This window comes from Halomonas huangheensis (assembly GCF_001431725.1).
Taxonomy (GTDB): Bacteria; Pseudomonadota; Gammaproteobacteria; order Pseudomonadales; family Halomonadaceae; genus Halomonas; species Halomonas huangheensis.
In genome coordinates this window covers 3730608-3749634 of sequence record NZ_CP013106.1, presented here as the reverse complement: position 1 = coordinate 3749634, position 19027 = coordinate 3730608, and the positions used below count along the sequence as shown (strand labels likewise).

The following is a 19027-nucleotide window of genomic DNA, read 5'->3' as shown; positions in this document are numbered from 1 at the left end:
GAACGGTACGCAGTAGGTCATCCGCAGCGGCTCGGAGCCCAGGGCTCAGCTGTTCTCCCAGTTCCATTCACTGCACGCTACCGCATCGTGGGCGTGCAGGCTTTCCGCATGTACCACTCGCAGACGAAAGCCGCTGATATCAGCCTGCTGGCGTAGTGCGTGATGCAGTCGGCGGGCGGCGTCTTCGCAAAACATCAGGTTCTGGCCATTGGCCAACGCGAAGGCCTGCTCATCGATTCGTTTGACCGCTGTCTGCAGGGCGGTACCAAGCGCTCGCTCGGCACATTCCACCATCTTCACCAGTGGCAGTTCTTCAAGATCATCCGCCAACTGCAAGGACAGGTGCGCTTGGCTGCGCTGGCTGTGTGGCGTGGCGAGAATGCCGTGCTCACTGCCGAGCCATGCCTTGACGCTGGCGTGGCTCAGCGGCATGTCATTGAAGTCCTCATCGAAAGCCTGCTGGATCAACTGACGTGAAAGTGCAGCTGAACAGGGGCAGGTCGAGGAATATCCCAGTGTCAGATCGAGAATGGCATGCAGGCCTCGAGCATCCTTGCGGCAACGCAGGGCGAAGGGGTATGACTTCCATCCCGACAGCGGGCTGATCATGGCCGGACGCTGCAGCATTGCCTCTCCGCTCAGGTCGAGAAAGGCTGCATCGGATAGACCATCGTGGGTTTCCAGAAAGTGGTCCAGAACCGTAGCCACATTCGGCAACGACAGTTCCTGGTTCTGCAATTCACTCAGCGCCAGATACAGTCGTGACATATGGATGCCGCGCGCCGATGGATCATCCAGCGAGACACCAGTAGCAGCGCGACCATTGACGACATGACCCGCGACCATGAAGGGCAGGGCGATGTCCTCCATGCCCACCCAGCAGAGCGCTCCATCGAGAGTCGAAGGGCCAGCGGCAACATCGGGTAAAAACATCTGGGTCATTGATCTATCCATTGAAGAAGAATGGTTGCCCGTTGTCGGCCAGGCTGCGCCAGGGAACAGGAGACAAGCAACATGTTCGAGGAAACATGGCCGAGGAAACATGGTCGAGGAAGTTCTCTATGCGGGCGTTGTATTGAACATGACTTAGGATACGTTATAACATAACTAAAAATCCAATCATGGAGTCATCGCATGTCGCTGCCCGCTCGCTCAACCCTTCCTCATGCCACTATCGATGGCGGTTCATTCGAGCACTGGGCGATCGCTGGTGAGGTCGATGTGTTGCCGAGGATCTTCGAGGACTACATCAATATCGCGGTGATGCGACGAGGCCTTTCCGAAGCGCTGGCCTCAAGTGCCATGGCGCAGTGTCAGACACAGAGGGCCTGGCAGATTGCCTGGTTGGGTCAGCCTGGTGCAGAACTCAAGGCAGACCTGTTGCGACAGCTTCCCGATCCTGAGGCCGCCGAAATACTGGTCGAGGATATTCAGACCCTGGCCGAGGCCATGGCGTGCTTGTTCGAGACTGACAGTGTCGGCATACGCCTGCGGCTGCTGGATGCCGCCATGTGCCCGCGTTTCCACTGTGACAACCTGCCTGTACGGCTGGTCACCACCTATGTAGGGCCCGGCAGTGAGTGGCTTCCCGAGGCGGGCATCAATCGTGCTGGACTGGGAGCACCGAGCAGTGACAAGCCGGAGGTCCTTCGCGATCCGCAGGCCATACAGCAGTTGCAGTCCGGTGATCTGGCCTTGCTCAAGGGCAGTGGCTGGATCGGCAACGAGGCATCTGGACTGGTGCATCGCAGCCCGGCTCTGGTGTCAGGCCAGAAGCGTCTGTTGGTGACCATGGATCCCGCATGAAGCGGTGATGATCACTGCTGCCCTTGTGGCGAGTCTGGAGCGACCAGCCGCTGATGATGTTCGAGAAAACCGAGCACACTCTCGGCACTCATCTCACACGGATATAGCCGCCAGCCCTGTGTGGTTCGGTAGGCGTTGCAACTGAAGAATTGCTGATCCTGCAAACAGCGAGCGAAGATCTTCGTTGAGTTGCCGCGGTTGAAGGTCTGCCGTGTCACGGCAAAACGCTTCCCGTCATACAGCGCTTCGCTATAGCCTTCTGTGACTCTCGCCAGCAATGCTGCCAGATCGCTCATCTGATGCTCCTGTATCTACCACATTGATTCTATAGCTTGCCCTTGCCCCTGTACCGTCCAGATGTAGTCTGGCACCCGCATGATCACGCTATCCAGTGAATTGTCGTATGCTTGGTGGCGAAACCTACAGAATTTTCCTGTCCATGGAGGGCTTGAGCTTGGCTGGAAGCAGTCTATTAACCCTGATCGATGACATCGCCACGTTGCTCGATGACGTATCGGTGATGACCAAGGTCGCCGCGAAGAAGACCGCGGGTGTACTGGGGGATGATCTGGCACTCAATGCCCAGCAGGTGACGGGCATTGCTGCTGACCGTGAACTCCCTGTGGTCTGGGCGGTGGCCAAGGGGTCGTTGCTCAACAAGTGTATCTTGATTCCTGCGGCGTTACTGATCAGCACCTTTGTGCCCTGGCTGGTGACCATTCTGCTGATGCTGGGTGGAGCTTTTCTGTGTTTTGAAGGCGCGGAGAAACTGGCCCACAAGTTCCTGCACAAGAAAGATGTGGAAAAGGAGCACGAGGCACGACAACAGGCGTTGGCCGATGAAACGGTTGATATGCGTGCCTTCGAACGTGAGCGAATCAAGGGGGCGATTCGTACCGACTTCATTCTGTCTGCCGAGATTATTGTTATTGCGCTGGGCACAGTGACGAGCGCTGCGCTATCCCAGCAGATTGCGGTACTGGTGGCGATAGGCTTACTGATCACGATAGGTGTGTATGGTCTGGTTGCTGGTCTGGTCAAGATTGATGACCTTGGGCGCTACCTGATCGGCAAGGATGGAAGTCTGAACCAGTCGATCGGCAGAGTCCTGCTCAAGGGGGCACCCCTGCTGATGAAGGGGCTGTCGTTCTTCGGTACCCTGGCCATGTTCCTGGTCGGTGGCGGCATCCTCGTTCATGGTGTTCCAGTGTTGCATCATATGGTCGAGGGCCTGGCGGATGCCGATATCGCCATCCCCAGTGTCGACGCTATCGTTCACGGCCTGGTGCCGATGCTGGCCAATGGCGTCATCGGTCTGATTGTCGGTGGAGTGCTCGTCGCGGTAGTTACCGCCGTTCAGCGTCTGCGCGGTAAAGAGGCGCACTGAACGGGGGAGCATCGCCCGGTAGTTACCGGGCGATGCTCGAAGCTCGATGCACTGGAGATGCCACTCAGGCCAACGCCGTACTCCGCCTTGCCAGCAGCGTGCGGATACCATCGACGATCAGCAATAACACCAGACTGACTCCCATCACCGGCATGGCATAGCCCAGTGCCAGGCTGATCATCGCCACTACCACGAGTGCCCGAGCCGGGACCGTGGCAATGGTTTGCCACAGCGTGGCGGTGCTGCGCAGGGTCCGGCGGCGCCACCACATGCTGTAGCCCCAGACGATCATGGTCATGATGCCGATACCCAGTCCGGCCAGCAGCAACTGGTTGGGTAGCCCGAACAATACTCCCATATGCCCATCGATTCCCCAGCGCGTCAGCTTGGAGGGTATTGAGTACTGCTCGAATTTCACCTGATCGATCACAGCGAACGATTGCGGATGAATCGCTACCTCGTCGACCTGAGATGGCCAACTACGATCGATCTCGCGCACCTTCCATGCCTTGCCGGTCGCTGGTACCTGCAACTCGATGTCACCGGCGTCGAGGCCGGCGGAACGCGCCTGGCTCAATACCCTGTCGAAGGCGCTCAGTGCGATGCTGGCGTCCTCGCTGGTGGTGGTTGCCCTGTGGTGTGCATGGGGATCTTCAGGCAACGCCGCACCATGCAAATCGGTCATCACATGGGGAGTGCCCCAGCCTCCAGCCTTGAGGATGGCAGCGAAGTTGGCACCGGCCCATTTCGACCAGGTCATACCGGTAGCCGACAGGGCCAACAGGCCAACCAGCAGCACCAGCCCCAGAATACTGTGGCGACGTCGAGTGCGTAGTCGCTGGGCGTTGGGTGTCTGCTTGTCGCGACTGACCTTGCCGCCAGGGCTGAACCACCAGATGGTCAGGCCACCGAGTGCGGCGATCCATAGCCAGGAGGCTGCCAGCTCACTGTAGAGCCGACCAACGTCGCCCTGCATCAGGCTGCGGTGAGTCTGGTCGATGATGCGCCGTAGGGGCAGCGAACCACTGGTGCCGTAAACCGTCAGGTCGTCACGCACCTCCAGAGTCGCGGGGTCGATAAAGATGGCGCGATGTTCACTCGCCCCGAGATCAGGCGCATTGAACATCACGCGACTGGTGGCGCCGGGTTGAGGTGCCGGGCGAATGGCACTGGGCATGGCGTCGCTGCCGATGAATGCCTGGGCCGCGGCAATCTGGGCCGATAGCGGCTGGTATTCGCTGGTGGGGTGCACGTTACTGGTGGTTAGAGCGTCGTGGAAGATGGCGCGCTCTATGGCGGGGGTGAGGGCATAGAGGGTGCCGGTCAGCGCGGCAATGAAGATAAAGGGGCCTATCAATAGCCCAATATAGAGATGCAGACGTATGACCAACGCCTTGAGCGCCGGCCAGGGACTGGTCGTCGTTGTCATCAGAGGTTCTCGTCGTCGAAGTTGTCAGGGGGCCTGGCCGATCAGGGCTTCAGCCAATCAGCAGCGACGACGCAGGAGGCGCTCTGGGCGCAGGACGGAGGTGGATCGGAGTTGGCCAGCCAGCAGAAGGAGGCTGTGCTGCGGGCTGCGGCGGCGTAGAGTCTGCCGCATCGGCGATGCCGAGCGCGATCGCCAGTCCCGGTACATGGGCAAAGAGCACACAGTAGCCACAGGCCGCAAGGTCATGGTGACTATTGGCTGCCGAGAGATTGCCGTTCGCTGCCGATTGGTGGTGAGCGTGATGCGAATGCTGGCTTTGATGACTCGCCTGGTTTTGACGCGAGTGCTGGCTGTGATGGCTGGCCGTATCCTGAGAAGGATGGGCGCCGTGGCCAGCGGAGTCGTGCGCCATGGCAGTGGCCATGGAGGGGGTGTCGAGGAGCTGCTGGGTCTGGCTGATCAACGGACCGACAAACACCATCAGCATGGCAAACAGGGCCATGCGACATAAGTGTAGGCGTTGACGTGAGTTGAGCAGCAGCATGGGGTCTCTGAGCGTTGCTAAAGCGACGCTGAAGCATCGGATAATGGTAGAAGCGCTGAATACATCGATAGCGAGGATTCACTATAAGCGAGCGGATGGCCATTTCCCATGCTTCCTATACCATGGGCGACGTGGCTGAATGACGCAGGCAGGGACATCGGGACGATCATGACCGCAGATATCGACAGCTGTGCAACACCTCTGGCTCGCTGGAATCAGGCCCTTGCTTACGGGAGCATCGTCGACGACCCAGGTCAGCGCTCCGCGGTCGAGGCGCTGGAGGCATGTCATCAACATCTGCTGGAATATCGCAATCGCGAACTTCCAGGCAGCAACAGCACTGTACAAGGTGTCTATCTCTGGGGGCGCGTCGGGCGCGGCAAGACCTGGCTGATGGACTTGTTCGCCTCAACTTGCCCGGTGCCGGTCAGGCGGTTGCACTTTCATCACTTCATGCGCTGGGTGCATCGCCGCCAACAGCATTGGCAGGGACATGCGGACCCGCTGACGTGCCTGGCACGAGAGCTGGCCGATGAGATCGTGGTGCTGTGTCTCGATGAGCTGTTTATCGAAGACATCGCCGATGCGGTGTTGTTGGGGGGCCTGATGTCGCGGCTGTTCGAGCAGGGCGTGGTGGTGGTCGCTACCTCCAACCAACCGCCCGATGAGCTCTACCGGGATGGCTTCAATCGCGAGCGTCTGCTGCCGGCAATCGCCGCCATGCAGCAGCATATGACGGTGATAGCGGTTGATGGTGATACCGACCACCGCAGTCATCCTGGCGTGGGGCTCCAGCGTTACTTCTTGCGCCAGCCCGGTGAGGCGAGCGTGCTACCGGCACTGTTCGCCGATGAAGGTCCAACCGCGGAGTATGACAGTGATGTGGTTCTGGGAGCGCGCAGCATCCATGCTCGCGGTGTTGGAGAGCATGTCCTGTGGTGTGATTATTCAGCACTCTGCGAAGCGCCATTGGCCGCATTGGACTTCATTGCGCTTTGTGATCGCTTTCGTCTGTTGCTGTTGGGCAACCTGCCATCATTGGTCGCTGTCGGGCAGCCGGCTGGTATTGCGCGAGGCACGGAAGATGCCAGCCAACGTGTCGTCGCTGGCGACCGTCAGTTGCCGCCCTTGTCGAGCAAGGATGACGGCGTGCGCCGCTTCATCGCGCTTGTCGATGAGTGTTACGACCGTGGTGTTCCCATTATCATCGAGGCCGAGGTGCCATTGGATGAGCTCTACTCCACCGGGCACCTCACCTTTGCCTTTCGCCGTACCCGCAGTCGTCTGCAGGAAATGCAGCTGGAGCGCTTCGGCGCAGTGTTCTCGAACGTAGACGCAGTGATCGGCCAGTTATCATGAGGAATACCATGCAAAGCAGCATCACCATCAGGCGGCTGGACGCTGCCGACTCTCATCTCCCGCATGTCGCCGATTGGACCTTCGAGAGCTGGGGGCATCTGAGCCCGGACATGAGCCGTCAGCAATGGAGTGAGGAGACAGCAGCCAACTGTGGTGCTGGTGGTGTGCCATCGGTATTCGTCGCCGAGCGGGATGGTGTCCCCGTCGGCACAGCCAGCCTGGTGGTCGATGATATGTCGATCCGCCGCGATCTCAGCCCCTGGCTGGCCTCGGTATATGTGCCCACTGAGCAGCGCGGCCAGGGCATCGCTTCAGCACTGGTCCAGCGTGTCGAGCAGGAGGCCAGTGACAATGGCATCACAACCTTCCATCTCTACACACCGGATCAGCAGTCGTTGTATCGCCGCCTCGGTTGGCAGGCAGTAGAAGATGTCGATTATCGCGGCGAGCGGGTGACCATCATGCGGCGTCAGCTCGGATGACAGGTTGAATGTCTCTCATCCGTTGCTGACGTGACAGTCTCAGGACTACTTGCGCGCACCCAGGGCGCGTTCGGCAATATCGACCAGCCCTGTGGCCTGCCAGGCACTGCGGCCGATGAACAGCCCGCCGATATGTGGCATTGCCGCCAGTTCCTCGCAGTTGTCGGGGTTGACGCTGCCGCCATACAACACCGTGAGAGGCTGGCCACTGGTGTTGGTAGGCAGTGCCTGGCGGATTTCACCATGCATCCAGTCGGCATACTCGGCACTGGCGGGAACGCCCTTGTCACCGATGGCCCAGACGGGTTCGTAGGCAATCAGTACGCGGTCAAGGTCTGCGTCCTGGACCCCGGACAGCGCCATTCGACACTGGCGAATCACGGTTTCCGCGGCGGCGCCCAGCGCTTTCTCCTCGGCGGTCTCGCCGACGCACAGTAGTGGTGTCAGCCCTCGGTCCAGGGCGGCATGCACCTTGCGGTTGAGGTCGATATCATTCTCGCCGAAATGCTCGCGGCGTTCGCTGTGCCCAAGTTCGACAATAGTGGCGCCGCAGTCGGCAACCATGTGTGGCGAAATTTCACCGGTAAAGGCTCCGGCGTCTTGCCAGTGCATGTTCTGTGCACCGACCTTGATGGGTGTTGCTTTCAGGTCTCCACAGACCTGCGCCAGAGCGGTGAATGGCGGAATCACAAAGCCCTGCAGTGCGGGCTCCGCAAATATTGCTGCTTCGGCGATAATGCGACTGTACTCGGCGGCCTCGCCGAGTGTCTTGTTCATCTTCCAACTGGTACCTACCCAGAAAGCTGTTTCCATGTCTTGTCTCCACGAAGAAGGGTTGGAATGAAGGAGTGGGTGATTCAGCCATCTCGGCTCAGGTATCCAACGACAGGCCGTATTCGGCGATCCATCCCAGCGAATCAGGGGTATTGGTAAGTGGGCTGTATTCCAGCGAAATCACCTTGTCGAAGCGCATGCGTTCAAGCTCGCGAAACAGGAAGGGATAGTGGATTTCGCCAGTACCCGGTTCGTGGCGGCCGGGGTTGTCGGCCAGTTGGATAAAGCCAATATGCTCGCGGTACTGGCGGACTGTTTCGATCAATTCTCCCTCGGAGCGCTGCATCTGGTAGAAGTCGTACTGGATCTTGAGGTTGGAGTGGTCAACCTCGGTCAGCAGCTCCAGAGCCTGACGGGTATTGATCAGCGGATAACCCGGGTGGGTAATCGGGTTGAGTGGCTCGATCAACAGCATGATTCCGGCTCGTGCCGTGGCTTCAGCGGCGTAGCGCAGGTTGCCGACCAATACCGGGTGGTATTGCTGATGTTCCAGCTTGTTCGTCGGGTAGCCCAGCGGACAGTTGAGTTGCCGAATTCCCAGTTGCTGGGCAATGGCGATGGTGCTGTCCACCCCGCGACGGAATTCGTCCTCTCGATCGGGTAATACGGCAATGCCGCGTTCTCCTGCTTGCCAGTCACCGCCTGGTAGGTTGCAGTGGATGATCCTGACGCCAGCTTGTTCGGCGGCATGGGCGATAGTCGCCGTGTCTTCGCAGAACGGATAGGGGTTGTGGAACTCGACGCGGCGGAATCCCGCTTCGCGAGCCAGGGCAAGGCGCTCGAGAAATGGCACTTCGGTAAACATGAAGGTCAAGTTGGCAGCGAGCTTGAGCACAGGAACCTCAGCAGTCGTTGTTGTTGATGATTGGTTAGCCGTTGATCGGTGAATACGGTTGGCCAGCAGTCGAATATTCGGCGTTGGTTCAGGTTCCTGTCGGCGATTCTCGGCACCTGACGTTGACGCCTGCCATTTCATTCACTAACGTTACTCTCATTGTTATTTTTAACAACACATGAAAAAAATTTCAAAGCCAGTAAAGTCAGCAGAATCCGAAAAGAGAAGGCGAACCGTGAAGGCCAAACCCAGCACCCACAGTGAAGCCGACCTGGCTCTGCGCGCTGCCTGGCTGTCCTACGTGGGCGGCTACACCCAGACACAGATCGCCGATCGCCTGAAGGTGTCACGCATGAAGGTGCACCGACTGGTAGCGATGGCGCATGACATGGGCGCAGTACAGGTCTTTATCGATGGCTCGCCAGAAGACCTGCTGCAGTTGGAGGACCAACTGCGGCAGCGAATGGGCCTGGAAGAGTGCATCCTGGTGCCCTCGGTAACGGAGGATGCCGCTAACCCGGAGATCAACCTGGGGCGTGCCGCGGCGCACTATCTGAAGTCGCGACTGGAGTCCTCGGAGGTCAATGTGCTGGGGCTCGGCTGGGGGCGCAGCCTGTCGGAAATGGTCAATGCTCTGCCTGATATGGATTGTTCCGACGTCCGCATGGTGCCGGTGCTGGGCAGTGTGGTGCGCAAGATGGCCTTGAACCCCTATGACGTTATTCACCGTCTGGTGGATCGCACCGGTGGTGAAGGCTATCTCTTGCCGGTGCCGCTGTTCGCCGATACCGAGCAGCACCGCGATGTGCTGATGGCACAGCGCAGTGTGCAGGATGTCATGGGTATTGCCGTGGAAGCAGACCTGACCATGGTGGGCCTGGGGGCGGTACCCGACCAGGGGCATTCGCTGTTGATGGAACTGGGAGAACTCGACGAGCGAGACGCTGCCAGTCTGCGTGAGGTAGGGGCCGCCGCGGAAATTCTCGGTCAGTTCCTCGATGCCAATGGGCAACGCGTCGAATGCGAGATCAACCAGCGTACCCTCGGGCTATCGCTGGATCAGCTGCAACACCATCACATTGTCGCGGTGGCGGGGGGCATGGAGAAGGTCAATGCCATTCTCGCGGTGCTGCGTAGCGGGTTGCTCAAGGGGCTGATCACCGACGAGAACGTCGCTCGCCGGATTCTGGCGTTATGGGACGACACTGCGAGCAAGACAAGCACTAGATAGCGGTAACGAGAATAACGAAAACCGAATAATGATAAATGATGCGGAGTCGCCATGAGCCAATACCACTCGGGGGTAGACCCCGACATCATCGTCGGACTCGATGCCGGCACGTCGGTCATCAAGGCGGTGGCCTTCGATGGTGAGGGGCGAGAGCTGGCCAGGTCCCAGTGTGAGAACCAGGTGGTTAACCTACCGGGTGGCGGCGTTGAGCAGAGTCTCGATAACACCTGGCAGGCAGCGCTGAACACGCTTTCGGCGTTGTTCTCCGACCAACCGGAGCTGGTGACGAGGCTGGCAGCGATAGCGGTGACCGGCCAGGGCGATGGCACCTGGTTGATCGATGCCGAAGGCGAACCGGTCGGCGATGCCATGCTGTGGCTGGATAACCGCTCCAGCGACATCGTATCCCACTGGCGTGCCACCAGTGCCGGTCCCGAGGCATTTCGGCGCACCGCGACCGGGCTCAACCAGTCGATTCAGAGTGGTCAATTGCGTTGGCTCAAGGAGCATGACGGTCAGCGTCTGTCGCGCGCCTCAACCGCGTTTCACTGCAAGGACTGGCTGTACTTTCGTTTGACCGGAGAGCGAGCCACCGATCCTGCCGAAGCCATGTGGACCTATGGTGACTTCCGGCTTGGTGACTACAGCAGCGAAGTACTCGACTGGCTTGGATTGGGGGAGTTTGGCGAGATGCTGCCTCCAATAGTGGATGGTAGCCGCCAACATGCTGCCTTGAATGCCGGAGTGGCCGCTGCCATTGGTGTTGCGCCGGGAGTTCCGGTGGTGCTGGCGCCGGTTGATATGTTGGCCACTGCATTGGGGGCAGGGGTCTACGAGCCCGGTAAGCGCGTTGCCTGCAGCATTATCGGCACCACGGGGGCACACCTCTGTGTACGCGAGTCGGCACGGGACATCATCCTCAGTAATCAATCCTGCTACACCATGCCCTGTGTTGCCCCGGACACCTGGGTGCAGTTGTGCTCCAACATGGCGGCGACACTGAATCTGGAGTGGTTCCTCAAGGGCATGAACGAGATGCTCGATGCCATCGGCGAGGCTCCGATGATGTCTGAAGGTCTATTGCCACGCCTCGACAAGGCGCTGGCGGCAACCGAGCCGGGCAAGGTGATCTACCACCCCTTCATCTGTGCCAGTGGCGAGCGGGGGCCGTTCTTCAATCCACGTGCCAGAGCTCAGTTCCTTGGATTGACCACTGAAACCAATCATCTGCACATGGTGCGTGCCATCTACGAGGGCGTAGCCTTCGCCGCGCGCGACTGTTACCACGCCCTCGAAGCGCATCCAGAGGAACTGCGACTGACCGGTGGCGCGGCCCAGAGCCATACGCTATGCACCATCCTGGCATCAGTGATGGGTGTGCCGGTACGCACCCTGAAGCGGGGTGAAACCGGAGCAGCAGGCGCTGCCATGGTCGCTAGCCTGTGTCTCGGGCGCCATCGCGACCTCGCCGATGCCTGCCAGACGTGGGTGACGCCCTGGCTGGCCGAGGAAGCGGTGATGCCGGATCCGGAATTGCAGAACCTCTATGAGCGACTGTTCGGTGTCTATCGGCGTTCGCATACCAATACCGATGGCTTCTGGCGTCATCTCGAACGAGTTAACGCCGAATCCTCCTGATCACCTGGGATCCTTTCGCAGGAGACTTCCCCATGACAACAACCGAGACACTCGACACTCAGCCAGCTGTTCATGACTTACTGGTGATCGGTGGAGGAATCAATGGCGCCGGATTTGCCCGCGATGCGGCAGGTCGTGGCCTGTCGGTGGCATTGTGCGAGAAGGATGATCTGGCCCAGGGCACTTCGTCGCGCAGTGGCAAACTGGTGCATGGTGGGCTGCGCTACCTCGAGTACTACGAGTTCCGCCTGGTACGTGAGGCGCTGCGTGAGCGCAGTGTGTTGTTGAAGAAGGCGCCTCACATCATCTGGCCGATGCGTTTCGTGCTGCCGCACAGCCCCGAGCAACGTCCGGCATGGCTGGTTCGTTGTGGTCTATTCCTCTATGACCACCTGGGAGGGCGCGACGATCTGTTGCCGGGTAGCCGGGGACTCGATATGCGTCGTTGCGCCGAGGGTGAGGCGATCAAGGATGATTTTCCCAAGGGCTTCGAGTATGCCGATTGCTGGGTCGATGATTCGCGATTGGTGGTGCTCAATGCATTGGATGCCGAGCGTCTGGGGGCGACCATTCATACGCGAGCCGCATGCACCCGTGCCACCCGTCACCAGGACTATTGGCAGGTCGAGATGACCGATGTCGACAGTGGTGAGGTAACGACCGTTTGCGCGCGAGCATTGATCAATGCGGCGGGGCCCTGGGTTGACAAGGTACTCAAAGGGGCTTTTGCCGAAAAAGGACAGGATCGCGTCAGGCTGGTCAAAGGCAGTCATATCGTACTGCCCAAGCGCTATGCCACCGCCAACTCCTACCTGCTGCAGAACGATGACAAGCGAGTGATCTTCGTCAATCCCTACGAAGGCGACAAACTGTTGGTCGGCACTACCGATATCGCCTATGACGGAGAACCGGACGATGTGGCAATTGACGATGACGAGATCGATTATCTGCTGGGTGTCGTCAATCGCTACTTCAAGCAGCCCTATAGCCGCGACGATATCCTGACGGCCTTCTCCGGTATTCGACCGCTATTCGACGACTCGCAGGAAAACCCCTCGGCGGTGACGCGGGACTATGTCTTCGATGTGCAGGATGTGGATGGCAAGGCACCGTTGTTGTCGGTGTTCGGGGGCAAGATCACCACCTATCGCAAGCTCGCCGAGCACGGGCTGGAGAAGCTTAAACCGTACTTTCCGCAGATGCGTGGAAGCTGGAACGAGAGCGTACCGTTACCCGGCGGTGATATGCCCGGTGCCGATTTCGACGCCTTTCTCCGCGAGCTGCAGCGTGACTACCCATGGCTGGAGGCGGCCACGGCCACTCGCTATGCTCGCCTGTATGGCACCATCGCCCGCAGGATTCTCGGCAATGCCGGGAGTTACAACGATCTTGGCGAGCATCTGGGCGCGGATCTCTACGTGGCTGAAGCTCGCTACCTGGTGGAACACGAGTGGGCTCGCCGTGCCGAGGACATCCTCGAGCGACGTACCAAGCTGTACCTGGCGATGAATGACGAAGAAATCGCGCGCGTCGCGAACTGGTTGTCGAATGAAGTAGCGAACCGCCAAGTCAGCGCTGGTGTCGAGAACGCCATCGGCTGAAGGTACTGTTGCCTGAAGATGGTACTGTTGCCTGAAGATGGTACTGTTGCCTGAAAGGGCTTTCGCCGGAACGAAAAGGCCGCTGCTCGGGTATCCCCCGGCAGCGGCCTTCCATCCAACGGCGTTGCTGTTATTCGAACAGCTGACGCACCTTCTGCATGTTTTCCAGCGTCATGGCACAGGCATGTGCGGCCTCGCAGCCCTTGGTCACAAAGTGATCATGGAAGAATGAGGTGTGCACTGCATGCTCGTGGAAGTGGTGGGGCGTCAGCACCACAGACAGCACCGGCACCTCGGTTTCGAGCTGAACCTTCATCATGCCGTCGATCACCGCCTGGGCGACGAAGTCGTGACGATAGATACCGCCGTCGACGACAAAGCCTGCGCCGATGATCGCGTGGTAGCGGCCGCTCTGGGCCAGAAGCTTGGCCTGCAGCGGGATTTCATAGGCACCGGCCACGCTGAAGGTATCGACCCGAGAAGCATCGATGCCGTATTCATTGGCGAGTGTGCTGGTGAAGGCTTCACGTGCCTGGCCGACAATGTCGCTGTGCCAGCTGGCCTGAATGAAGGCAATACGGGGGGACTGCGGGGTAATCTGATTCATGGTTTTCCTCAATTCACACCAGAATCAGGGCATGCGGGCACCAGCGACAGTATCACCGGAAAAGGTGATTCAGATCGTCGTTGCCGTTCTCTTCCATCCGGACTATAACCGTCGGCTTCGGAATCTCACCGAATCTGCTCGACCCTCTCCGCGCTGGCGTGGCTGTGGCGGAAAGGCGCTCGCGGGCTGACTCTCCATGCATGCTCCAATACAGGGAAGCATGCGCGATGTGAGAGATTACCGCCGGTGGGGACTTCCACCCCGCCCTGAGAACCTTTATCTCCCCAAAGGGAGGCTGAATGCGCCGCTGCGCTTGCTGCGGCGCAGGATATTCTACCAGTGACCTGCATCAATTCGCCAGACGTCGCCATCAGTCACTGGTGTGAGGGAGTATTCTGGTCCAGCCCCGACTGTTGCTCGTCGAGATATCCGCCATGGCCAGGGTGTCGCGATCCTTGCACGCCTGGACCAGCAATTTACCATGCCGGTCCCAGATCGAGCTGCTGCCCACGGTGAGCATTTCGCCTGTCGCACCATGGAAATTGGCCATGACGACTGGCATCTCGTAGCGACGTGCCCAACGCTCCAGTAGCCCAGTATCGCGTTTGTACCCTTCGGCGGTGATTGCCGAGGATACCAGGTAGAGATCGGCACCAGCGGTTTTCTGCTGTGCGGCATGGTGCTCATGCTGAGTGTCGGCGCAGATGGCAACACCGGCGCGTACGGCGCCGTGGGCAAAGGTGCAATGCTGGTGGCCGGCAGTGAAGTACGTGTTCTCTCCGGGGTGCAGATGTATCTTGCGGTAGAGCAGCACCCGTTGACCGGGAGCTATGATCAGTGAGCCGACCTGTGGGTGTGGTGATTCATTGGCTATGGGGGCACCACAGACAATGGTCAGCTGGTTCTCGTCGGCTATTTTCTGAAGCCTGGCAAGTCTTGGATCACCAGCACTGATAGCCAATTCGGCCGCCAGCTCAGGTTCGTAACCTGTCAGTGAGAGTTCGGGGAAGACGATGAGGTCAATATTTTCCTGCGTCGCGACCTTGATGAGGCTGAGGTGGCGCGAGAGGTTTTCATCGATGTTGCCCTTTATGGGGCGGAATTGAGCTGCAGCGATTCTCATGAGCACCTTCTCTTGGGTGATATCGCCAGTTTATCAGGGTGGAAGCATAAAACGTCTCCGGAGCGCTAACTTCTCTGCACTACCTTGAGATAGTGCAGAGAATTGAGATAGAGCAGAGAATTGAGATGGCGTAGAGAATCGAGATAGCGCAGAGAATTGTCAGTTCTGGCGATCAGGATTGGCTCAGTCATATCAACCCAGCAGTGCCTGGGCCTTTTCCACCACGTTGTCGACGGTAAAGCCGAAGTGCTTGAACAGATCGCCGGCAGGCGCGGACTCGCCGTAGGTGGTCATGCCGACTACATCGCCGTCGAGACCGACGTACTTGTTCCAGAAGTCGCGATGACCGGCCTCGATGGCCAGACGGGCGCGAACGCCGCGTGGCAGCACAGCGTCACGGTAATCGGCATCCTGCTTGTCGAAGACATCGGTGGCCGGCATTGATACCACGCGCACCTGCTTGCCCTGTTCCGCCAGCTTCGCGGCGGCATCCATCGCCAGCCCGACTTCGGAGCCGGTGGCAATCAGGATCAGTTCCGGTGTGCCGTTCTCGTCCTTCAGGAAGTCCTTGAGCACATAACCACCACGCTGAATGTCGGCGACCTGTGCCTTGCTGCGCTGCTGGTGCGGCAGGCCCTGGCGCGACAGCACCAGTGCAGTGGGACCGGCGGAGCGCTTGATCGCATAGCCCCAGGCGGCGGCGGTCTCGACCGCATCGGCCGGACGCCAGGTGCTGAGGTTGGGCGTGGTACGCAGGCTGGTCAGCTGTTCGATCGGCTGATGGGTCGGTCCATCCTCGCCCAGGCCGATGGAATCGTGGGTGAACACATACACCGTCTGCTGGCCCATCAATGCCGCCATGCGCACGGCATTGCGCATGTATTCCATGAAGATCAGGAAGGTCGCGCCATAGGGCACGAAGCCACCATGCAGGGCGATACCGTTCATGATCGCCGCCATGCCGAACTCACGTACGCCGTAGTGCAGGTAGTTGCCGCTGGCGTCCTCGGTGGTGATGGCTTGCGCGCCATTCCAGAAGGTCAGGTTGGACGGTGCCAGGTCGGCGCTGCCGCCGAGCAGTTCCGGCAGTTGCGGTCCCAGCTCATTGAGGCAGTTGAGCGAGGCCTTGCGTGAGGCGATGCTCTCGCCTTTTTCCTGTGCAGCCTCGACCTGTGCGGCGCAGTTGAGCTCGCTGGGCAGGGTGCCGGCCTGACGGCGCAGGAATTCACGTGCCAGCTCCGGATGGGCCTGCTGGTAACGCTCGAAGCGTGCCTGCCAGTCGGCCTGCTGCCTGCCGCCACGTTCGCTGGCATCCCAGGCCTGGTAGAAGTCCTCGGGGATATGGAAGGGGGCATGCGGCCAATCGAGCTGCTCGCGAGCGGCGGCCACCTCGGCCTCGCCCAGTGCGGCCCCGTGGCACTCTTCCTTGCCCTGCTTGTTGGGCGCCCCGAAGCCGATGATGGTCTTGCAGATGATCAGCGTCGGGCGATCGTCCCGGGCACGCGCCATCTCGATGGCGGCCTTGATCTCGTCGGGCTTGTGACCGTCGACGGCGGGGACTACCTGCCAGCCATAGGCCTCGAAGCGTTTGGCGGTGTCGTCGGTGAACCAGCCCTCGACCTCGCCGTCGATGGAGATGCCATTGTCGTCGTAGAAGGCGATCAGCTTGCCGAGCTTCTGAGTGCCGGCCAGCGAGGCCACCTCGTGGGAGATGCCCTCCATCAGGCAGCCATCACCGAGGAAGCAGTAAGTGTAGTGATCGACGATGGTGTGGCCGGGACGGTTGAACTGGGCGCCGAGTGTGCGCTCGGCGATGGCCATGCCGACGGCATTGGCGAGGCCCTGGCCCAGCGGACCGGTGGTGGTCTCGATGCCGGGGGCATAACCGTACTCGGGATGCCCGGCGGTCTTCGCGTGCAGCTGTCGGAAGTTGGCGAGATCCTCGAGGCCCAGCTCGTAGCCACTGAGGTGGAGCAGGGAGTAGAGCAGCATCGAGCCGTGGCCGTTGGACAGCACGAAGCGATCGCGATCCGCCCATTTCGGGTCGGTCGGGTTGTGGACGAGATAGTCGTTCCACAGCACTTCGGCGATGTCGGCCATGCCCATGGGGGCGCCGGGGTGGCCGGAATTGGCCTTCTGGACAGCATCCATGGATAGGGCGCGAATGGCATTGGCCAGCTGGAATCTTGAGGTCATCAGGGTATCCATTGTGATGGTATTGAGCGAGCGGTGAGCCGCTCGATGCGCGCGGCTGAGACCTACCCCCCCAGCCGCTGAGCAATCAGGCCTTCCAGCTTGTGCTGATCCTCGGCGAAGCGGCGAATGCCGTCGGCGAGCTTCTCGACGGCCATGGGGTTCTGGTTGTGCCCCCAACGGAAGCTTACTTCATCCAATGTGGTGGCTGGTGTTGCATCTCTGTTGCCGGTATCGATGGCAGCCTCTACATCGCCATCGCTGGCGGCCAGTTGTTCGAGCAGGTCCGGTGAGATGGTCAGGCGCGGGCAGCCGGCCAGCGCCAGTACCTGGCCGGTGGTGCGGAAGCTGGCACCCATGACCACGGTGTCGTAGCCCCCCTGATTGGCACGCTTGCAGACCTCGCGCACAAAAACCACGCCGGGGTCTTCGTCGGCAGCAAAGTCGCGGTTATCACGCTGTTTGTAATAGTCGCTGACACGGCCAACGAAGGGTGAGATCAGGTGTACTCCGGCATCGAAGCAGGCTTGAGCCTGGGCCTCGCTGAACAGCAGCGTCAGGTTGCATTGAATGCCTTCCTTCTCCAGTACCTCCGCTGCGCGGATGCCCTCCCAGGTTGAGGCCAGCTTGATCAGGATGCGATCACGGCCCACCCCCAGGCGGTCATAGCGCTCGATCAATTCGTGAGCCTTGCGGATGCTGGCCTCTCGGTCGAATGACAGGCGGGCGGCAACCTCCGTGGAAACGCGTCCGGGGATGTGCTCGGAGATCCGGGCTCCCATGGCGACGGAGAGTGCATCCACTATCTGGTCGATACGATCACTGCTCGAACCGGTCTCCTTGCTCAGGACGTCTTCGATCAAGGCGCTGTAACCGGGGAGATCGAAGGCCTTGAGAATCAGCGACGGGTTGGTGGTCGCATCCTGTGGCCGGTAACGCTTGATGGCATCGAGGTCGCCGGTATCGGCAACGACCACGGAGTATTGGCGTAGCGCGTCTAGCTGAGACATATAGGGCTCCTGTTGGGGCAGCTGGTGAAGCGCTGATTCTCCAACGAAGAGGTGGCTGGCCTGGTCAGCGCATCGGTTTTCCGTTCGGTCAATGATCAAATGATTTTGCATATTGCCGGTGCATGTCAATGGTTGTTGTGCATATGATCGCTAAAAGATCATTAGACCAAAGAATAGTGATGTGATCATCGGCTACGGAAAATTCTGAAAATAATATTTATATTCAGTTTGTTATGGATATTCAAGTGGCTATTGTCATCGACTGGTCGTAGAGGGAAATGGGCTGAACACATGATCCTGATCTTTACAAATGTTTGATCGGTGATAGTTTGATCGATATGGCATCTGACCCGTCGTGCCGGATCTCACTCAGAGGAGCTAACCATGTCCGAGCAAACATCTGTGCTGCGTGTCGCCATCGGTGGTGATGAAGCGGCCTTTGATCTCAAGGAAGCCTTGATTGCACATGTCCGTGGTCTGGGGCACGAGGTAGAGGACTTCGGTACCTTCAACGCTCAGCCGATTCTTTACCCGGATGTTGCCGTCGAGGTGGCTGAGGCGATCAAGGCAGGGCGTTTCGACCGTGGTGTGCTGGTTTGCGGTACCGGCATCGGTGTAGCGATCTCGGCCAACAAGGTGCCGGGAATCCGGGCCGCCCAGGCGCATGACACCTATTCCGCCGGCAAGGCACGAACCAGCAACGATGCGCAGATCGTGACCATCGGTGCGCGGGTGGTGGGGCCGGAGTTGGCCAAGGATATCGTGGCCACCTTTCTTTCCCGGGAGTTTGCCGGCGGTGCATCGGCCGATAAGGTGGAACGGATCACGCAATACGAGGCTCGGGCGAATGGTGTCCAGGACGCTTCCTGATGTGATACATCAGAAACGATAAACAGGGGTGAAAAGCCACAGCCGATCAACCCGTGTCGAGGCAGCGGCTGATATGAA

19 protein-coding genes and 1 riboswitch are annotated in these 19027 nt (G+C 59.6%); of the genes, 8 read left to right on the top strand and 11 right to left on the bottom strand.

Features of this window, described 5'->3' with window-relative positions:
* Positions 1 to 45: 45 nt before the first annotated feature.
* Positions 46 to 942, bottom strand: a complete 897-nt coding sequence (gene folE2 / locus AR456_RS16195) for a GTP cyclohydrolase FolE2 (protein ID WP_021818290.1) — start codon at positions 940 to 942, stop codon at positions 46 to 48.
* A gap of 192 nt (positions 943 to 1134) precedes the next feature.
* Here folE2 and AR456_RS16190 point away from each other — a divergent pair, with 192 nt between their 5' ends.
* Positions 1135 to 1806, top strand: a complete 672-nt coding sequence (locus AR456_RS16190; RefSeq protein ID WP_021818291.1) for a DUF1826 domain-containing protein — start codon at positions 1135 to 1137, stop codon at positions 1804 to 1806.
* An 11-nt stretch (positions 1807 to 1817) separates the two neighbouring features.
* Here AR456_RS16190 and AR456_RS16185 read toward each other — a convergent pair whose 3' ends face one another.
* A complete protein-coding gene (locus tag AR456_RS16185; protein ID WP_021818292.1) occupies positions 1818 to 2102 on the bottom strand; it encodes a hypothetical protein in 285 nt (94 codons plus the stop codon).
* Between the two features lie 158 nt (positions 2103 to 2260).
* Here AR456_RS16185 and AR456_RS16180 point away from each other — a divergent pair, with 158 nt between their 5' ends.
* Entirely contained in the window at positions 2261 to 3193 is a 933-nt protein-coding gene (locus tag AR456_RS16180) for a DUF808 domain-containing protein (protein ID WP_031207429.1), read from the top strand.
* 64 nt (positions 3194 to 3257) lie between these two features.
* On the opposite strand, the gene AR456_RS16175 is transcribed toward AR456_RS16180, so the two are convergent.
* Together AR456_RS16175 and AR456_RS16170 are read right to left on the bottom strand one after the other, a co-directional pair.
* Positions 3258 to 4622: a PepSY-associated TM helix domain-containing protein gene (locus tag AR456_RS16175; protein ID WP_021818294.1), complete on the bottom strand. Its 1365-nt coding sequence runs from the start codon at positions 4620 to 4622 to the stop codon at positions 3258 to 3260.
* 49 nt (positions 4623 to 4671) lie between these two features.
* Entirely contained in the window at positions 4672 to 5166 is a 495-nt protein-coding gene (locus AR456_RS16170) for a DUF2946 family protein (RefSeq protein ID WP_021818295.1), read from the bottom strand.
* A gap of 168 nt (positions 5167 to 5334) precedes the next feature.
* Here AR456_RS16170 and zapE point away from each other — a divergent pair, with 168 nt between their 5' ends.
* Positions 5335 to 6525, top strand: coding sequence for a cell division protein ZapE (gene zapE / locus AR456_RS16165; protein ID WP_021818296.1), 1191 nt, complete (start codon positions 5335 to 5337; stop codon positions 6523 to 6525).
* A gap of 8 nt (positions 6526 to 6533) precedes the next feature.
* A complete protein-coding gene (locus AR456_RS16160; protein ID WP_021818297.1) occupies positions 6534 to 7007 on the top strand; it encodes a GNAT family N-acetyltransferase in 474 nt (157 codons plus the stop codon).
* 45 nt (positions 7008 to 7052) lie between these two features.
* Here the strand turns inward: AR456_RS16160 and AR456_RS16155 are convergent, their stop codons facing one another.
* Together AR456_RS16155 and AR456_RS16150 are read right to left on the bottom strand one after the other, a co-directional pair.
* Positions 7053 to 7820: a triose-phosphate isomerase gene (locus tag AR456_RS16155; RefSeq protein ID WP_021818298.1), complete on the bottom strand. Its 768-nt coding sequence runs from the start codon at positions 7818 to 7820 to the stop codon at positions 7053 to 7055.
* A gap of 58 nt (positions 7821 to 7878) precedes the next feature.
* Entirely contained in the window at positions 7879 to 8676 is a 798-nt protein-coding gene (locus AR456_RS16150; RefSeq protein WP_021818299.1) for a hydroxypyruvate isomerase family protein, read from the bottom strand.
* Between the two features lie 235 nt (positions 8677 to 8911).
* On the opposite strand from AR456_RS16150, the gene AR456_RS16145 reads away from it, so the two are divergent.
* From AR456_RS16145 to AR456_RS16135, 3 genes are read left to right on the top strand one after another with little or no spacing between them, the layout of a single operon-like run.
* Positions 8912 to 9907, top strand: coding sequence for a sugar-binding transcriptional regulator (locus tag AR456_RS16145; protein ID WP_021818300.1), 996 nt, complete (start codon positions 8912 to 8914; stop codon positions 9905 to 9907).
* Positions 9908 to 9958: 51 nt separating this feature from the next.
* Positions 9959 to 11545: an FGGY-family carbohydrate kinase gene (locus AR456_RS16140; protein ID WP_021818301.1), complete on the top strand. Its 1587-nt coding sequence runs from the start codon at positions 9959 to 9961 to the stop codon at positions 11543 to 11545.
* A gap of 32 nt (positions 11546 to 11577) precedes the next feature.
* Entirely contained in the window at positions 11578 to 13146 is a 1569-nt protein-coding gene (locus tag AR456_RS16135; protein WP_021818302.1) for a glycerol-3-phosphate dehydrogenase, read from the top strand.
* A gap of 130 nt (positions 13147 to 13276) precedes the next feature.
* Here the strand turns inward: AR456_RS16135 and AR456_RS16130 are convergent, their stop codons facing one another.
* The 5 genes from AR456_RS16130 to tal all read right to left on the bottom strand — a co-directional run bounded on the left by AR456_RS16130 (position 13277) and on the right by tal (position 18079).
* Complete coding sequence (locus AR456_RS16130; RefSeq protein WP_021818303.1) at positions 13277 to 13753, bottom strand: 6,7-dimethyl-8-ribityllumazine synthase; 477 nt, start codon at positions 13751 to 13753, stop codon at positions 13277 to 13279.
* A gap of 81 nt (positions 13754 to 13834) precedes the next feature.
* A riboswitch (FMN riboswitch) is annotated at positions 13835 to 14031 on the bottom strand.
* 92 nt (positions 14032 to 14123) lie between these two features.
* Positions 14124 to 14876, bottom strand: a complete 753-nt coding sequence (locus tag AR456_RS16125) for a carbon-nitrogen hydrolase family protein (RefSeq protein WP_021818304.1) — start codon at positions 14874 to 14876, stop codon at positions 14124 to 14126.
* Positions 14877 to 14941: 65 nt separating this feature from the next.
* Positions 14942 to 15067: a hypothetical protein gene (locus tag AR456_RS21700; RefSeq protein ID WP_257721106.1), complete on the bottom strand. Its 126-nt coding sequence runs from the start codon at positions 15065 to 15067 to the stop codon at positions 14942 to 14944.
* Between the two features lies 1 nt (position 15068).
* Complete coding sequence (gene tkt / locus AR456_RS16120; protein ID WP_056933012.1) at positions 15069 to 17072, bottom strand: transketolase; 2004 nt, start codon at positions 17070 to 17072, stop codon at positions 15069 to 15071.
* A gap of 62 nt (positions 17073 to 17134) precedes the next feature.
* A complete protein-coding gene (tal, locus tag AR456_RS16115; RefSeq protein ID WP_021818306.1) occupies positions 17135 to 18079 on the bottom strand; it encodes a transaldolase in 945 nt (314 codons plus the stop codon).
* Positions 18080 to 18463: 384 nt separating this feature from the next.
* Between tal and AR456_RS16110 the strand changes: the two genes are divergently transcribed.
* Positions 18464 to 18949: an RpiB/LacA/LacB family sugar-phosphate isomerase gene (locus tag AR456_RS16110; RefSeq protein WP_021818307.1), complete on the top strand. Its 486-nt coding sequence runs from the start codon at positions 18464 to 18466 to the stop codon at positions 18947 to 18949.
* The last annotated feature ends 78 nt before the right edge of the window (positions 18950 to 19027 follow it).

Bases quoted from the DNA above. Each gene is read 5' to 3' on its own strand.
- folE2 (WP_021818290.1), bottom strand. From the start codon at position 942: ATGACCCAGATGTTTTTACCCGATGTTGCCGCTGGCCCTTCGACTCTC.
- AR456_RS16190 (WP_021818291.1), top strand. From the start codon at position 1,135: ATGTCGCTGCCCGCTCGCTCAACCCTTCCTCATGCCACTATCGATGGC.
- AR456_RS16185 (WP_021818292.1), bottom strand. From the start codon at position 2,102: ATGAGCGATCTGGCAGCATTGCTGGCGAGAGTCACAGAAGGCTATAGC.
- AR456_RS16175 (WP_021818294.1), bottom strand. From the start codon at position 4,622: ATGACAACGACGACCAGTCCCTGGCCGGCGCTCAAGGCGTTGGTCATA.
- AR456_RS16170 (WP_021818295.1), bottom strand. From the start codon at position 5,166: ATGCTGCTGCTCAACTCACGTCAACGCCTACACTTATGTCGCATGGCC.
- zapE (WP_021818296.1), top strand. From the start codon at position 5,335: ATGACCGCAGATATCGACAGCTGTGCAACACCTCTGGCTCGCTGGAAT.
- AR456_RS16160 (WP_021818297.1), top strand. From the start codon at position 6,534: ATGCAAAGCAGCATCACCATCAGGCGGCTGGACGCTGCCGACTCTCAT.
- AR456_RS16155 (WP_021818298.1), bottom strand. From the start codon at position 7,820: ATGGAAACAGCTTTCTGGGTAGGTACCAGTTGGAAGATGAACAAGACA.
- AR456_RS16140 (WP_021818301.1), top strand. From the start codon at position 9,959: ATGAGCCAATACCACTCGGGGGTAGACCCCGACATCATCGTCGGACTC.
- AR456_RS16135 (WP_021818302.1), top strand. From the start codon at position 11,578: ATGACAACAACCGAGACACTCGACACTCAGCCAGCTGTTCATGACTTA.
- AR456_RS16130 (WP_021818303.1), bottom strand. From the start codon at position 13,753: ATGAATCAGATTACCCCGCAGTCCCCCCGTATTGCCTTCATTCAGGCC.
- AR456_RS16125 (WP_021818304.1), bottom strand. From the start codon at position 14,876: ATGAGAATCGCTGCAGCTCAATTCCGCCCCATAAAGGGCAACATCGAT.
- AR456_RS21700 (WP_257721106.1), bottom strand. From the start codon at position 15,067: ATGACTGAGCCAATCCTGATCGCCAGAACTGACAATTCTCTGCGCTAT.
- tkt (WP_056933012.1), bottom strand. From the start codon at position 17,072: ATGACCTCAAGATTCCAGCTGGCCAATGCCATTCGCGCCCTATCCATG.
- tal (WP_021818306.1), bottom strand. From the start codon at position 18,079: ATGTCTCAGCTAGACGCGCTACGCCAATACTCCGTGGTCGTTGCCGAT.
- AR456_RS16110 (WP_021818307.1), top strand. From the start codon at position 18,464: ATGTCCGAGCAAACATCTGTGCTGCGTGTCGCCATCGGTGGTGATGAA.